The sequence below is a fragment of the Streptosporangium album genome (assembly GCF_014203795.1).
Classification (GTDB): domain Bacteria; phylum Actinomycetota; class Actinomycetes; order Streptosporangiales; family Streptosporangiaceae; genus Streptosporangium; species Streptosporangium album.
In genome coordinates this window covers 211,570-226,706 of the sequence record NZ_JACHJU010000006.1, presented here as the reverse complement: position 1 = coordinate 226,706, position 15,137 = coordinate 211,570, and the positions used below count along the sequence as shown (strand labels likewise).

Here is a 15,137-nt window from a genome sequence, read left to right as displayed (position 1 = left end):
GGCGCCCGTGAACGGATCACGCGGCGGGCCGCCGTACCGGACACCGGGAGAATCCTTCCCTGCCCGGCCGGTAGGCCGTGTTGGAAGAATTCATACGACAAGTCACCCGATCCACCGTTACAGTCGCTGATCAAGGGGCGGCTCCTGGACGTGCTTCCTTCTTCTTCTTCTGCAAAAAGATCTAGCGCGTCCGCTCTCCGCCCCTTCCTGCTTCCCGGCACGAGAGGGGGACCACGATGGACGGGCTGGCCGAGATGTTGCTGCGGCACCGCCGCCTCGTCGCCCCATCGCTGCTGGCCACGGTGCCGGCACCGGAGCCGGCCGGACCGGAGCCGCGCGGGTGGAGGAGACGGAAGGTCACCACCGCGCCGGAGGTCTCCGATGGCCTGGTGGCTCTGGAGGCCGACCTCCTGGTGCTCGGCTACCTGCTGTCCGCCCCGCTCCGCCGCCGCCTGGGCGAGCTGACCGGCACCGAGCTGGCCAACGCCGGCCGTCACCTGCTCCAGGCGGTCCTGGCCGAGCTCGGCGGCTATGTGGACCACGTGCCGCTGTTCCGGAACTTCCCGGCGAGCATTCCCGCCGACACCTTCGAGTTCTACGTGCGGCGCGTGTTCACGCTGCTGGTGCAGCAGCCGGAGCAGCCGTGCGTGCTGTGCGGGAAGACCGGCACCGTCCACCCGGTGGCGCCCTGCGCGCACCTGGTCTGCGACGCCTGCTGGGACGGCGCGGACTTCAGCGCCTGCCCGATCTGCCACCGCCGCGTCGATCCGGACGACCCGTTCCTGCGCCCCTCCGACGCCCCCGCATCGGGGGCCGGCCGGGAGTGGCGGCCGGAGCGCACCACCCTGCTCTGGCTCTGCGACGACCCCGCCGAAAGCGCCCGCGACCTGCTGCAGACGCTGCTGGCCCGGCAGACGCCGCTGCGCCGGGAGGACCGCGCGGCGGTCGCCACCCTGGTCGAGGGCTTCTGGCCGCGCTCGGCCGGCTGGCTGCCCGACCGCATCCCGGTCCGCGAGACCCGGGCCACCGTCCTCGCCGCGGCTCTCCGCCACGGCGCGCCGGAGGACCTGCTGGACCGGCACGCCGACAGCGCCGTCGACGTGCTGCGCCTGCTGTACGCGCTGATGGACGGCGACGCGGGCCTGCGTGAGCGCCCGGCACGCCGGTCGTCCCTGTCGCGACCGGTACGGCGTGCGCTGCTGGCCCGGCTCGACCGCATGGCCGTGCCGTACCTGGTCGAGGACCTGCACCGCCACTCCGAGGCGTGGAAGCACATGGCCGAGGTGCTGCACCCGTTCGAGCAGTACCGGCGCCACCCGGACGCGGCGCTGGCCTTCGCCGCGCTGCGCGGCACCCGGCTGGACACCGGCACACCCTTCGCCCGGGCGCTGCTGGAGCGCGCGGCCGAGCACCCCGGCGTGCTGCGGTTCGACGGCGTACGGCTGCGTCCCATCACCTTCGCCGCCTCGGTGGAGACCGCTCTGCGCGACGGCGACCACGCGCGGGCGCTGGAACTGCTCACCCGGCGCCCCGGCGAGCTGGTCAGGCGGGTCGTTCAGCTGGCCCGGAACACCCCGGCCGGACATCTCGCAGAGGCCGTGGCCGGTGCCGCGCCGAAGGCCTCCCCCGGCGTGCTGATCGCCGCGCTCGGCCAGCTCCGCACGCCCCCCGGCGGCACCCGCATGTTCCTGCCCCGCGGCGGCTCGGCCCGGATCTGGGCCGAGCCCGACACCCGCCGGCCGATCCCCGCGGACGCGGTCGCCTCGGTGTCGTCCGCCCTCACCGCCGAGATGCTCCGCCGGGCCGCGGCCCTGCCCGCGGTGGAGGTGGCGGTGCTCGACGAGGCGCTGGCCGATCTCCTGGCGCCGACCGCGGAGCGGTCGGCCTCCTCGGCTCTGGTGCGGCTGCCGCGCGGCAGCGTCCAGCCGATCCCCGCGGGAGAACGGATCCGGCTGTTCCTGCACTGGGCGGAGCCCGCGGAGCAGCGGGTCGATCTGGACCTGTCGGTGGCGCTCTTCGACGAACGGTGGCGGTTCACCGGCCTGTGTGACTACACCAGTCTGCGGCTGGGCGGCACCGCCGCCGTCCATTCGGGTGACCTGACCTCCGCGCCCGAGCCGCTGGGCGCGTCGGAGTTCGTCGACCTGGACGTCCGCGCGCTGCGCGCGCTCGGTGGCCGCTACGCGGTCCCGGTCGTCTTCAGCTTCAATGATGTGCCCTTCGACCAGCTCGTCCGTGGCTTCGCCGGGTTCATGGACGCGCCCGACGGACTGTTCGACCCGCTCGCCGTACGGCAGCGGTTCGATCTGGCCGGACCGGCCAAGATCCTCCTCCCACTCGTGGCGGATCTGTGGTCGCGCACGATGCGCTGGGCCGACCTCAACCTGTCCGCCGCCGGGGCCTTCCACAACATGGACGGCAACCACGAGCAGCTCGCCCGGCTGGGCGCCGCCCTGGAGGACGCGTTCGGGCTCGGTGACCGCGTCACCCTGTGGGAGGTCTCCTGCTGGCACGCCGCCGCCCGGGCGCCCGTGGTGGTCGTACGGCACCGCGACGGCACGACCAGCCGCTACCTGCGCGGCCCGGCCGAGGGGATGGGCGACTTCGCCGGTCGCCTCACGGCTCTCACCGTGCCCGATGACAGCCGGGAGACGCTCGGCGGAGCGGGCTTCGCCGGGGCCGTCGAAGGCGACCTCGAACTCGCCGACGGAGCGCAGGTGTATGCGCTGCACCCCCGCGACCTGGATCCGGCCCGGGTCCATATGCTCGGCGCCACCGACCTGGTGGGACAGCTCTCTCCCACGCCCCCGTCCGGCACGGCGTAGCCGCCCACCGATCGGGGATCCAGGGCGTGACCGCCCCCGTGCCGGCACCGGTCACGGGGGGGCGGATCGATGTGATGGCGCCGGCGCGATCGCGCTGGTGGGCGCTCCGGTACGGGAAGACGATGGGCGTGAATACATCGCGACGCCCGCCATCACGGGCGAGAGCACGACGGTGGCATATCGGAAGATGCACCTTCACGGTGAGGAAGTCCGCCGCTTCACTCCTGGCGAGAAGCCAGAGGTTCTGGAGATCGACGGATGGCGGCTGGGCCTGGCCATCTGTACGGTCACTCGGCGACGAATGACTCGCCCGGCCTTGAAACAGGCCCTGGCCACCCTTTCGTCGAGAGTGGGCCAGAGCCCCGGAAGGTCAGTCCGTGGCGCGGGAGTGATATCCGGGGACGGTGATCATCGGAGGCCGCTCGGCGACGGCCACGTCACGGACCGTCGGATGGTGGCCGCTCGGGCCCCGGCGGAACTGGGCCAGCCGTCGTGACGGGGTGTGCAGGGAGATCATCTTGTTCTGGCGTTCGAGACGGGACCAGGCGGTCTGCAGGATCTGGGAGGCCATGCCGCCGAGCGCCTCGGTCGACTGGTGGGAGTGGACACGCTCGCCCAGGTCGACCTGGGCGAGGGCGTCGAGACCCGCGAGTTCGAGCAGATCGATCAGCAGGCCCAGCTCCACACCGTAGCCGGTGACGAACGGGACCCGTTCGAGCACGGACCGGCGTCCGGCGTACTCCCCCGCGAGGGGCTGCACGAATCCCGCCAGCGGCGGCCAGTGCAGGTTGAGCAGGGGCCGCGCGACGAGTTCGGTGACCCGGCCGCCGCCGTTCTGCACGTTCTGCAGCGGCCGGTCGTAGCAACCCTTGACGTAGACCACGCCGGGATCGCCGAACAGCGGGCCGAGCAGCCCGGTCACGAACGAGGTGCGGAACTCGCGCAGGTCCGCGTCGATGAAGACCAGCAGGTCACCGGAGGTCACGGCGAGAGACTTCCAGAGCGCCTCTCCCTTGCCGTCCATCGGCTTCAGGTCGCCCAGGATCTCGTCCTGGGCGACCACCCTGGCCCCCGCCCGCGTGGCGCGCGTGGCGGTGTCGTCGGTGGAGCGGGAGTCGATGACCACCAACTCGTCGACGAGCGGCACCGTCTCCATCAGGTCATGCCGGATCGCGGCGACGATCTCCCCGACCGTCTCCCCCTCGTCCCGGGCGGGCAGCACCACGCTGACCGTCGTGTCCCTCTTGGCCTCCAGCAACCACGGCAACGGCCAGTCGTCCGATGATGAAGTGCGCCCACGCAGCCATGCCTCCACCTCAGGCAGCACGGCTCACCCTTCCCATCCCCTCGGAACTCACGGCTATCACCCTATGTGGCACCGATTGTCACCGGGTACCTGATCCCTGCCCCCCTCGGTAGATGGGAGGATCGGTTCAGACCGGAGCGAGGGGGGCGTCATGGACCCGGTGGTGGTGATGAGGGCGGCCCATACCGTCCGTGACGAGCTGGACCATCTGCTGGGCGGAGCCTCGGGGGAGCTACGGGAGCGCCTCGACCCGCTGCTGGCCGAGGAGGGCGAGCAGGACCCGGGACCGCTGGCCGACGCCGTGGTGATGCTCATCGCCCAGTACGGTCCCGCCTGGGAGCGGTTCACCCAGGTGCGCCACCTGAACGGCCAGGCGGCGGCCGAGGACCAGCCGGCCCCGGCTCCCCCCGGGCAGGCGCCCTTGCCCCCCGGGCAGGCGCCCTTGCCCCCCGAGCCGGACCGCGGCCCCTCGTTGCTCAACCGGCTGACCGGCGCCTTCCGGAGAAGGCGCGGGCAGCCGGATCCGGGCGGACCGGAGTGGGAGGCGTTCCCACTGATCGAGGCCCCCGGCGAAGTGGTCACGGGCTGGAGCGCCGAGGTCGAGGTGGGGCTCTGCCCCGCGCCTTCCCCGGAGAGCGGCGGACCTCCCGGCTCCGGGGAGCGGCAGGTTCCCTTCCCCCATGAGCCGGCCGATCTGGACATCCAGCTCATCGCCGAGGGGTTCGAGGCTCCCGGCGGGTGGCGGGTACGGCTCCGCGTCGACGGAGCCTCGCCGTACCCGAAGGCGACGGTCCGGCTGGTCGCCCTCCCGCAGGACCAGCCGGTGACCGCCCGGCAGATCCAGGCCGTCCATGCCGTCCGCGGTCAGGTGACCGGATTCGGCGTCCGCGCGCTCGCGGTGCTCGACTCCCCCGGCATGCTCGGCCGGGAGGTCGTCGCGCAGCCGGTCGCCGGAACCCGGGTCCGGGTCGCCGACGCCGGCGGGCCGGCGGACGTCACGGCGGTCATCGTCCACGGCGACCAGCCGGGACGGCTGTGGTGGACCTACCAGTCGCCGCACTTCACCACGCCCGACCAGGCCGAGACCTGCGACCTGGGAATGCGGACCTCCGAGTTCGGACGGCACGTGGCGGAGCAGGCGCAGAGCGTCGAGGACATGGGCCGGCAGATCGCCGCGAAGATGCCCCGGGGGTTCTGGGAGCTGTTGCACGCGGTGGCCGGGCGCGTGGCTCCGCGCCGCCCGAGCGTGCTGATCCTCTCCCAGGAACCGCACATCCCCTGGGAACTGGCGACGTTGGAACAGCCGCTCAACCCGGCTGTTCCCGCTCTGCTGAACTGCCAGACGGCGACCGGCCGCTGGCCCCTCGGCGGACGGCGTCCGGAGCTGCCCCCGCCGACGCGCGCACGGGGCGACAGCATGGCGGTCGTATACGGCGGGGCGGAGGCCCACCCGCTGATCACCGCCTACGGCGCCACCCGGGTCACCCCCGTGCTCGGCGACGTGCTGGCCATGCTCGGCGATCCGCCGGACGTGATCCATTTCGCGTCCGGCAGCTCGGCGCCCGAGGCTCTGGGCCGGGGCATGGCCGGCGGGCCGTTCGTCTTCCTGGAGGAGCCGGGAGACTGCCAGGCGTTCCTGCTCGCGGGCGCGAGCGGGGTCGTCGCCCCGCTGTGGCCGGTCGCCGACGGCCTGGCGCCGGAGTTCTACCGCCGCTGCCTGGGCGGGGAGCCCGTCGCCGAGGTATTGCGCTCCCTGCGCTGCCAGGTCCCCGCCACCGGGGCTGCCTACCAGTTCTTCGGCCACCCGTCGCTCATCCTGTCGCGGGGTCACTCGGCGGCGTGACGCTCCAGGAAGGTGTAGACGTCCGCCTCGTCCACACCGGGGAAGGATCCCGGGGGCAGCGCGGCGAGGACGTGGGAGTTACCGCGCGCCGACGGCCAGGCGTAGCCCTCCCAGCGCTGGGTGAGCTCGGCGGGCGGGCGGCGGCAGCAGTCACCGGTGGGGCACTCCGACTTGGTGCGGTGGGTGGTCTCCCTGCCACGGAACCAGCGTGACTCGCGGTACGGCACGCCGAGGGTGATGGCGAAGTCCCGCTCCCGCGAGGGGTCGACGTGGGCGACGCAGAAGTAGGTGCCGGTCGGCGAGTCCGAATACTGGTAGAAGACGGAGAACCTGTCCGGGGAGTGGAAGACCTGCCTCCCCGACCACTGCAGGCACATCCGCTGGCCCTCGATGGCGCCCTGCTCGTCCGCGGGGAAGACGATGCCGTCGTTCTCGTAGGCCTTGTAGATGATCCCGCCGGCGTTGTTGCGGACGAAGTGGCAGCTCAGGTCGAGGAAGTGGGTGGCCAGGTTGGTGAACCGGTGCGCGGCCATCTCGTAGGAGACGGCGAACACGTCCCGCAGGTCCTCAACACTCAGCGCCCGGTCCTGTTTGGCCTCTCTCAGGTACGGCACGGCGGTGGCCTCGGGCACCAGCACGGCGGCGGCGAAGTAGTTGGCCTCGGTCCGCTGGCGGAGGAAGTCGGCGAAGTCGCGGGGCTTGTGATGGCCCAGGGCGAGGTGGCCGAGGGTCTGCAGCAGGATTGTGCGGGGGGTGTGCATGCCGAGCTGCTCGTGCTTGACGTAGATCCGCCGGTTGCGCAGGTCGGTGATGGAGCGGACCGTGCGGGGCAGGTCCTGGACCGTCTGAACGGTGTAGCCGAAATGGGTGACCAGGGCTTGGACGGTGCTCTGCGACAACGCGCCCGCGCGGTAGCCGACCGCGGAGAGCGCCTCGGCCGCCGCCTTCTCGATCTCCTCGAAGTAGTTGCCCCGCTCACGCTGCATGCGGCGGAGCTCGGCGTTGGCGACACGCGCCTCCTCGGGGGTGGCGGTGCCCTTCGCCTGGCGTGAGCGCAGCTCGCCGTAGAGGCCGAGGATGTGTTCGAGCACGTCGTTGGGGACGCGCGCGGAGACCTTCAGCCTGGCCAGGCCGAGTCCGGCGTACAGCGGGTCGCGCTGCGCCTCCTCCAGCGCCATCTCCAGCTGCGCCCGGCGGCTGGGCGCCTGGCGGCGGAGCAGCTCCTCGACCGGCACGTTGAGCGCGGCGGCGAGGGACTTCAGCAGGGACAGCTTCGGCTCGCGCTTGCCGTTCTCCAGCAGGGAGAGCTGACTCGGCGCGCGGCTGACCCGTTCGCCCAGGTCGGAGAGGGTGAGCCCGCGCTGCTTGCGCAGGTGTCTCAGGCGCTGACCGAACGCGATGAGGTCGAGCTCCTGCGTCAAGGACAGCGGTTCTTCACCGACCAGGGATGCCATAGCACGATGCTAAACGAAATTTCGAGGATTATTTCACCCCTCCCCTCCCCCGCGACCCCCAACCGCCCGGATTGGTCTAGTCCATATCGCAAACTCTTAATTTCTTCTCTCTCCAATACCGGTCAGTATTAGCGATACAAGAAAATAATAGGTTTTTTCGGGAAGGTCGGCCTTGTTGACCCATTTCGCCCGAGCGCACACTCAGAGCAAGGCACCCAGGGGACGACAAGGAGTGAAAAATGAACGATCGCCTCAAGGGAGCCGCAGATGAGCTGCGGCGCGAATGGGAGACCAACCCCCGCTGGCAGGGCACCGAGCGGACCTACACGGCCGAGGACGTCGTCCGGCTGCGGGGGTCGGTCCAGGAGGAGCACACCCTCGCCCGGCTCGGCGCCGAGCGGCTGTGGGAGCTGCTCACCACCGAGGACTACGTGCACGCGCTCGGCGCGCTGACCGGCAACCAGGCCGTGCAGCAGGTGAAGGCGGGCCTGAAGGCGATCTATCTGTCCGGCTGGCAGGTCGCGGCCGACGCCAACCTCGGCGGGCAGACCTACCCGGACCAGAGCCTCTATCCGGCGAACTCGGTCCCGGCCGTCGTCCGCCGCATCAACAACGCGCTGCTCCGCGCCGACCAGATCACCTGGTCGGAGGGGGACCAGGACGCACCGCACTGGCTCGCACCGATCGTGGCCGACGCCGAGGCGGGCTTCGGCGGCGTGCTCAACGCCTTCGAGCTGATGAAGGGCATGATCGCCGCAGGTGCGGCGGGCGTGCACTGGGAGGACCAGCTCGCCTCCGAGAAGAAGTGCGGCCACCTGGGCGGCAAGGTCCTGATCCCGACCGGCCAGCACGTCAAGACCCTCAGCGCGGCCCGCCTCGCGGCCGACGTGCTGGGTGTCCCGTCCCTGATCATCGCGCGGACCGACGCCCAGGCCGCGACGCTTCTGACCACCGACGTCGACCCCCGTGACCAGGAATTCACCACCGGCGAGCGCACCGCCGAGGGCTTCTACCGCGTCCGCAACGGCGTCGACTCCTGCATCGCCCGGGGTCTGGCCTACGCACCCCACTCCGACCTGCTCTGGATGGAGACCTCCCTGCCGGACCTGGACGTGGCCCGCGAGTTCGCCGAGGCCGTCAAGGCCAGGTATCCCGACCAGATGCTGGCCTACAACTGCTCGCCCTCCTTCAACTGGAGGAAGCACCTGGACGACTCGACCATCGCCAAGTTCCAGCGCGAGCTCGGCCACATGGGATACAAGTTCCAGTTCATCACGCTGGCGGGCTTCCACTCGCTCAACCACTCGATGTTCAACCTGGCCCAGGGCTACGCCGCCGACGGCATGACCGCCTACGTCGAGCTCCAGGAGGCCGAGTTCGCCTCCGAGGCGCACGGCTACACCGCCACCCGCCACCAGCGCGAGGTCGGCACCGGATACTTCGACCTGGTCAGCACGGCCATCGCGCCGGACTCCTCCACCACGGCCCTGCGGGGCTCCACGGAGGAGGAGCAGTTCGAGAAGGCTCACTGATCCCTTCGGACCACGTCCGCCCGGGGACTTCCAGGGCATGGGAACCCCCGGGTGGACGTGACGACCAGGTCGTCGACCGAGGCCCCGCCGTACGGACTCCCCCCACGTCCGTACGGCGGGGCCTCCCGCTTCCGTCAGCCGGCTCCTTGAACGGTCGCCCGGCTCCGGAGGGCGGCCACCACCGTCTGAACGGTCCGCCCGGTCCTGAGTGGTTCAGACGGTGCGGGCCCGCGAGACGGCCGTCACCGGCCGCCTCAGCCGGTGACGGCCTCGATCAGCTTGCGACGCTGCTGCGCGCCGAGTCCACCGAGACGACGGGCCTCGTCCACGTCGGCCTCCTCCATGAGCTGCGCGGCCTTCACATTGCCAATGCCCGGCAGCGCGCGCAGGGCCTGCGACACCTTGATGCGCTTGGCGATGTCGTCGTCCCGGCCGAGCAGCTGTTCAAGGCTCACAGACCCGGACTTGACCTCGGCCAGAAGCTTGGCGCGGGCCGTACGGGTCTCGGCGGCCTTGGCAAGAGCGGCCTGACGCTGTTCGGGGGTTAGCTTGGGCAGAGCCATGTTGACTTCTCCTCAAATACTCGGATTGGGACGTCCTGTTACCCACAGCGACTCGGCTAATCATCGCCGAACCAGGGGAAACCGGCACATTTGACACAGACCATCACGATATGCCCGGATGGTTACCCCGGCCTTACCTGACTCTTCGTAACCTCAACCTCATGGGTATCTGGGAAGGGCCCGACGGCATAGAAGTCGAGGCGATCATGCTCAATGACCTGCCGTTCCTGCGCGTGACCCAGCGGATCGGAGGGCAGCGGGTCGTGCTGGCCTACTGCATGGACGTGCGCGACGTCGGACGGCTCGTGGACCTTGGAGAGCTCGTCGCGGCGTAGTGATCGGGCCTCGAGCGGCAGGAGTTACAGCCGAGTCCCATCCGATATGGAGGTGAACTTCTGCGGCCCCCGGGACGTCGGAGTAGACAGGGAGGCCCGTATGGGAGTTCTGGACGGCCTCGTTGACGAAGTCCTCCGCCTGGAGCTTCTCCTTGTTGAGGCCCTGCACGAGGAGGCGGAACGACTGGCCGCCCAGTCCGACCGCTGAACAGCGGAGGGTGCCCGTCGTCCGGCCGGGCGGCGGGCACCCTCCGTCACCCAGCCGCCGGCCGGCGACGGGCCGGCCCGGACCAGATCGTCCGGCGCGCGCCGGCGACGCCGCGGGGCGGGACGGGGCTCGATGGACACGGCCGGAATAGCGTTAACTGTCCTCATGAACAAGCGCGAGCTGATCGAGAAGGCCGCGGCCGAGGCGGGGCTCAGCAGGCGGCAGACCGCCGCGGCCCTGGACGCGATCCTGGGAACCATCCAGACGGCCGTGGCGGCCGAGGAGAAGGTGGCGATCCCCGGTTTCGGGTCGTTCGAGATCGTGCACAAGCCGGCACGGACCGGGCGCAACCCGCAGACCGGTGAGCCCCTGGAGATCGACGAGACCTGGACGGCGAAGTTCAAGCCGAGCCCCGGGTTCATGGGCCTCATCCGCCAGCGCAAAAAGGACTGACCGCGCTCCCCTGCCCGCGGGCGACGACCACGGGCAGGGGCCACAGGCGGACCCCGCCGCCGGCGCACCGATCTCCCTGGGAAACGGACGGCTCAGCGACGGACGGCCCGGGCGTACCAGCGGCCGTCGAGGTTGTCGATCCGCAGCCGCCTGCCGAAACACTCCGACAGGTTCTCGCCCGTCAGGATCTCCGCCACCGGGCCGGCCGTCTGAACGCGGGTGTCGCGCATCAGCAGGGCATGGGTGGTGGTGGCCGGAACCTCCTCCAGATGGTGGGTGACGGTGACCGTGGTCAGCGCCGGACGGGTCGCCGCCAGATCCTCCACGGCGGTGATCAGATCCTCACGGGCAGGCAGGTCGAGCCCCGCGAACGGCTCGTCCAGCAGCAGGACCACCGGGTCGGCCATCAGTGCTCTGGCCACCCGGACCCGGGCCCGCTCGCCCTGGGAGCAGACACGGAAGAGCCGGTCGGCGAGATCCTTGCACCCCAGGTCCGCCAGCAGCGTGTGGGCCCGCTCGTGCTGCGCCGGGCCGTACCGGTCCCACAGGGGGGCGCTGGTCCCGGTGTGACCGGTCAGCACGACGGTGTGCGCGGTGGCCCCCTCCTCCTCCAGCAACTCCTCGTCGACGAGCCGCTGGCTGGCCGCGACCAGGCCGATGTGGCGGCGCAACTCCCTCAGGTCGACCCGGCCCAGCCGCTGGCCGAGCACGGTGGCGACCCCCTCGGTGGGATGCCGTACGGCGGCCAGCAGCGACAGCAAGGTGGTCTTGCCCGCCCCGTTGGGCCCGAGCACCACCCAGTGCTGGCCATACTCCACCCGCCAGTCGATATCGGCCAGCAGGGTGCGCCCGACCGCCCGCACGCCGACCCCGCTCAGCTCCACCGCCCCGGACACGGACCCGTCCATCGGTCTTCCCCCTGACTCGATATGCGCCGACCACCATAACGGATGCACCAGTTTGCACCGTGGCCCGTCCATGCGGTGACGATCAAGGAAAAATGATCACTCCGGAACCGGCCGGCGGCTCGGGGAACAGACGGCGATCACCGGCCCGCCGGAGCCGGGCGGGCCCCCTCAGTCACCGATCTGCATCGAGGGACTCATGCTCGGCGGGGGCGGGGTTGCCGTCGCGGACGGCACCGGCGAGGGGACCGGGCTCTCCCCCTCTCCGGTCTGCGGAATCTGGGTGAAGGAGGGCGAGGGCCTCGGGCTGGCCGGCGTCGTGGGACAGTCCCTGTCGCGGCCCTTGCCGCGGCCCTTCCCCATCCCATCCGCGCAGGTCTGCGGCTCACCTTCCTCCGACGGGTCGTCACCGCCCCGCGGACGGTCCGGCCGGGGCTTGCCGTGATAGTCGCCCAGCGGGGGCACCGAGACGGTGTGGGTCGTGGTGACCCGGACCGTGGAGGGCGTCACCGGCGGCGTGGTCTGCGGCCTGTCCCCCGGCAGGCGGGGACCTCGGGAGGTGGAACCGAGGGTCGTCTCCTGGACGGGAACCACCATCGGCACCTGCTGGGGGGCGGCGGGGCCGCCGTCGACACCGGCCCCGCCGCTGCCGCTGCCGCCGCTGCCCGCGGCGACCACCGTGACGGCCGCCATGGACACCGTGGCCAGCGCCGCGAAACTCGCCTGCGACAGGTGAGCACCCTTGCGCGGCGCCGCCCGCCGGGAGGTTTTCGCGGACGTCGGCGGCTGCTCCGGCACCGGTCCCGCGGGAACGAGCCGCACGTGACCGCCCCCGGGCGGATGGGGCACCGGTGTCCAGATCTCGGCCAGCACCTCGGCGACCGCGACGCGGAGATCCCACGGCTCGCCCACGCCACCCGCCGCGAGCAGCGCGCCGAGCAGGTCGGCGGCCCGGGGCCGGTACGCGGGGTCCTTGGCCAGGCAGGCCTCGACAGCCGGACGCAGCAGGGCCGGCACCGAGGCGACACGGGGCGGCTCGACCATGACGCGCCGGGCCAGCCCGTCGGGCTCGCCGGCACCGAAGGGATGGTGGCCGGTGGCCGTATAGGCGATCAGGCATCCCCAGGCGAAGACGTCGGAGGCGGGCAGCGCGACACCACCGGTGAGCCGTTCCGGAGCCACCCAGCCGGGACTCCCCATGACCTGCCCCGCCTGCGTGTGCATGGCAAGGGCGTCCACGTCCCTGGCGATGCCGAAGTCGATCACCCGGGGCCCGGTGGCCGACAGCAGAACGTTGCCGGGCTTGAGGTCGCGGTGGACCAGCCCCGCCTCGTGCACGGCCACCAGCGCGGCGGCCACCCCGAGTGCGACGCCGTAGGCGAGGTCCGGGGTCAGCGGCCCCCAGGCGGACACCACCTGGGACAGCGCCGGCCCGGGGATGTATTCGGAGACCAGGTAGGGCCGGCCCCGGTCGGTGCCGTCCTCGACCACGGCGGCGGTGCAGAAAGGGATGACTCGCCGGGAGAATTCCACTTCCTCAGCGAAACGAGCGCGGAGCGTGGCATCGTTGAGATGCACCGGATGCGGGGTCTTCAGGGCTACCACCCCACCTTGCGGGTGTTCGGCAAGGTAGACCACGCCCATGCCGCCGGCGCCGAGACGGCCCAGCAGAAGGTAGCGGCCGATGATGACCGGGTCCCCGACGGTCAGCGGCCGCACACCGGGCGGCATGCCGCTTATGGGACCAGTTCCGCCACGCGCCATCCTGGATGAACCTCTCGTGTACCGGCTACGGCAAGCACACTGTGGCGGTATCCAAGGGAGCTTCGCCTCCGACCTGTCACAAGGGTTATGACAGGTAAGGCGAATGATCCCTCGCGGTAAGCCACCGGTGATGTCCAGGACATGTCGTGATACTGGATGTGCCGGCGTGACCGGAGAGCCATGCCCTGTCACGCCGCCGCGGAGCCGGACCGCGCGGGCGGTTTCCCTGCCGCGACGGCACCGGCGTCGGACCGTTCCGGAACGCTCTCCGCGGAGAGGTCCGGCGCCGCGGGCTCCCGCGCCGGAGCGTTCCCGGCGGAGAGCTCCCGCACGGCGCCGAGAAAGCGGGCGATGTGCCAGAAGACCCGACGGGCCTCGGGGACGAGGTCGGCGAGGATCGCGAAGACGTGGGGCATGCGGCGCCACTCCTCGTAGGTCACCGGGACCCCGCCGGCGCGGGCCCGCTCCGCGACACGACGCCCCTCGTCGCGGAGGACCTCGGTGGAGCCGGTGACGATCATCAGCGGCGGCAGGCCGCTGTAGTCACCGAAGACCGGAGAGACCAGCGGATCACGAGGATCGAGACAGGCGGTCCAGCGGCGGGCGAGCCAGTCGACACGGCCCGCCGGGATCAGCGGGTCGACCAGGCGGTTGGCCCGGCGGGACACATCGGTGAGGTCGGTCCACGGCGACAGGCACACCGCGGCGGCGGGCAACGGCAACCCCCTGCCGCGTAGCGCCAGCAGCGTGACCAGAGTGAGATGGCCGCCGGCGGAGTCGCCGGCGAACAGGATGCGGGCCGGGTCGTAACCGCGTTCCAGCAGGAACAGGTAGGCGGCGATCGCGTCCTCGAGGGACTCGGCCAGCGTGTGGGCCGGGCACTGGCGGTAGTCGACGGCCAGCACCGGGCAGCCGGCGGCGGCCGACAGGCGCCAGGTGATCGGCCGGTGCGTCGCCGGAGAACAGAAGAAGTAACCGCCTCCGTGGAAGTACAGCAGCACCCGGCTCTCGTCGAGTTCCCGATCGGCGCCTCCGTCGAGCCCCCGGCCCGCGCGGACCCACTCACCCGAGCACGTCCCGACCTGTTCCTGCCCCACGCTCACGTGGTCGGGCAGGGGGAGGCGCATCCTCCCCGCCAGCCCGAAGAGGCGGGAGGCCGCCACGACACCGACATCGGCCCTCAGCAGCAGACCGGAGATCGGTTTGAGGGTGCCCCGCATCACCGCGTTGAGGGCAGCAGCCTGCCAGCTCACCGGATAACCCGGGCAAACGTCCACGTCGATCTCGTAACGCATGCGGACCTCCACCAAAGAGGATTCCCGCAGAACATCCTTCCATTCAGCAGGTCCCTGCATTATCACTATTGAGGCCATATGTCGACCAAACCACGCCTGTGGCACGACCCGTCAGAGATAAACCCGTTGCCGCCGCCGGAGACACCCATGATGGCCGCCGGCTCGCTCGCCGTGAACGCGCTGGACGTCCTGGCGATCTGGGTGATCTTCCAGCACACCGGGTCGCCGGCCGGTTTCGACCTGGCCGAGGTGATGTTCCTGTACGGCACCGCGAGCCTGTCGTTCGCGCTGAGCGACATGCTCTTCGGCAACGTCGACCGGCTCAGCCCGCACATCAGGGCCGGCACCTTCGGCACCATGCTGATCCGCCCGGCCGGCGCGTTCGTCCAGGTGGCCACCGACCGCTTCGGCGTGCACCGTCTCGGCAAGACCGTCCAGGCCCTGATCGTGCTCTGCATCGCCCTGTCCCAGCTCGGCGTCCCGCCGGCGTTCGCGAACTGGCAGCCCGGGCTGTTCGTGCTGGACCGGCCCGGCCCCCTCGGCCTGCCGTACGGGCTGCGCTTCGCCGCCCCCCTCGCCGCCCTGGCCCTGGCCGTCCTCGCCGTGCTCGCCTGGCGGGCGGGCATCCGCCGCTACCGTTCGACGGGGAGTTGA

12 protein-coding genes are annotated in these 15,137 nt (G+C 71.3%); 6 read left to right on the top strand and 6 right to left on the bottom strand.

Features of this window, described 5'->3' with window-relative positions; all coding sequences use genetic code 11:
• The first annotated feature begins 236 nt into the window (after nucleotides 1–236).
• The gene (locus FHR32_RS39855) at nucleotides 237–2,825 is read left to right on the top strand and encodes an MXAN_6230/SCO0854 family RING domain-containing protein (protein ID WP_184759779.1); all 2,589 of its coding nucleotides are present in this window, start codon (nucleotides 237–239) and stop codon (nucleotides 2,823–2,825) included.
• A 370-nt stretch (nucleotides 2,826–3,195) separates the two neighbouring features.
• Here the strand turns inward: FHR32_RS39855 and FHR32_RS39850 are convergent, their stop codons facing one another.
• Entirely contained in the window at nucleotides 3,196–4,152 is a 957-nt protein-coding gene (locus FHR32_RS39850) for a glucosyl-3-phosphoglycerate synthase (RefSeq protein ID WP_184759778.1), read from the bottom strand.
• Nucleotides 4,153–4,282: 130 nt separating this feature from the next.
• Here FHR32_RS39850 and FHR32_RS39845 point away from each other — a divergent pair, with 130 nt between their 5' ends.
• The gene (locus FHR32_RS39845; RefSeq protein ID WP_184759777.1) at nucleotides 4,283–5,974 is read left to right on the top strand and encodes a hypothetical protein; all 1,692 of its coding nucleotides are present in this window, start codon (nucleotides 4,283–4,285) and stop codon (nucleotides 5,972–5,974) included.
• Here FHR32_RS39845 and FHR32_RS39840 read toward each other — a convergent pair.
• Nucleotides 5,959–7,428, bottom strand: a complete 1,470-nt coding sequence (locus FHR32_RS39840) for a helix-turn-helix domain-containing protein (RefSeq protein ID WP_376773450.1) — start codon at nucleotides 7,426–7,428, stop codon at nucleotides 5,959–5,961. The genes FHR32_RS39845 and FHR32_RS39840 overlap by 16 nt on opposite strands.
• A 239-nt stretch (nucleotides 7,429–7,667) precedes the next feature.
• On the opposite strand from FHR32_RS39840, the gene aceA reads away from it, so the two are divergent.
• Nucleotides 7,668–8,960, top strand: coding sequence for an isocitrate lyase (aceA, locus tag FHR32_RS39835; protein WP_184759776.1), 1,293 nt, complete (start codon nucleotides 7,668–7,670; stop codon nucleotides 8,958–8,960).
• 254 nt (nucleotides 8,961–9,214) lie between these two features.
• On the opposite strand, the gene mihF is transcribed toward aceA, so the two are convergent.
• Nucleotides 9,215–9,523: an integration host factor, actinobacterial type gene (mihF, locus tag FHR32_RS39830; RefSeq protein WP_184759775.1), complete on the bottom strand. Its 309-nt coding sequence runs from the start codon at nucleotides 9,521–9,523 to the stop codon at nucleotides 9,215–9,217.
• Nucleotides 9,524–9,684: 161 nt separating this feature from the next.
• On the opposite strand from mihF, the gene FHR32_RS39825 reads away from it, so the two are divergent.
• Both FHR32_RS39825 and FHR32_RS39820 read left to right on the top strand, forming a co-directional pair.
• Nucleotides 9,685–9,858, top strand: coding sequence for a hypothetical protein (locus tag FHR32_RS39825; RefSeq protein ID WP_184759774.1), 174 nt, complete (start codon nucleotides 9,685–9,687; stop codon nucleotides 9,856–9,858).
• Between the two features lie 373 nt (nucleotides 9,859–10,231).
• Entirely contained in the window at nucleotides 10,232–10,519 is a 288-nt protein-coding gene (locus FHR32_RS39820) for an HU family DNA-binding protein (RefSeq protein WP_184759773.1), read from the top strand.
• Between the two features lie 92 nt (nucleotides 10,520–10,611).
• On the opposite strand, the gene FHR32_RS39815 is transcribed toward FHR32_RS39820, so the two are convergent.
• The 3 genes from FHR32_RS39815 to FHR32_RS39805 all read right to left on the bottom strand — a co-directional run bounded on the left by FHR32_RS39815 (nucleotide 10,612) and on the right by FHR32_RS39805 (nucleotide 14,483).
• The gene (locus FHR32_RS39815) at nucleotides 10,612–11,427 is read right to left on the bottom strand and encodes an ABC transporter ATP-binding protein (protein ID WP_184759772.1); all 816 of its coding nucleotides are present in this window, start codon (nucleotides 11,425–11,427) and stop codon (nucleotides 10,612–10,614) included.
• 168 nt (nucleotides 11,428–11,595) lie between these two features.
• Nucleotides 11,596–13,155 carry a serine/threonine-protein kinase gene (locus tag FHR32_RS39810; protein WP_184759771.1) on the bottom strand — a complete coding sequence of 520 codons (1,560 nt, stop codon included), beginning with the start codon at nucleotides 13,153–13,155 and terminating at the stop codon, nucleotides 11,596–11,598.
• A gap of 221 nt (nucleotides 13,156–13,376) precedes the next feature.
• Nucleotides 13,377–14,483: an alpha/beta hydrolase gene (locus FHR32_RS39805; RefSeq protein ID WP_184759770.1), complete on the bottom strand. Its 1,107-nt coding sequence runs from the start codon at nucleotides 14,481–14,483 to the stop codon at nucleotides 13,377–13,379.
• Between the two features lie 147 nt (nucleotides 14,484–14,630).
• Here FHR32_RS39805 and FHR32_RS39800 point away from each other — a divergent pair, with 147 nt between their 5' ends.
• Complete coding sequence (locus tag FHR32_RS39800; RefSeq protein WP_246468554.1) at nucleotides 14,631–15,137, top strand: ABC-2 family transporter protein; 507 nt, start codon at nucleotides 14,631–14,633, stop codon at nucleotides 15,135–15,137.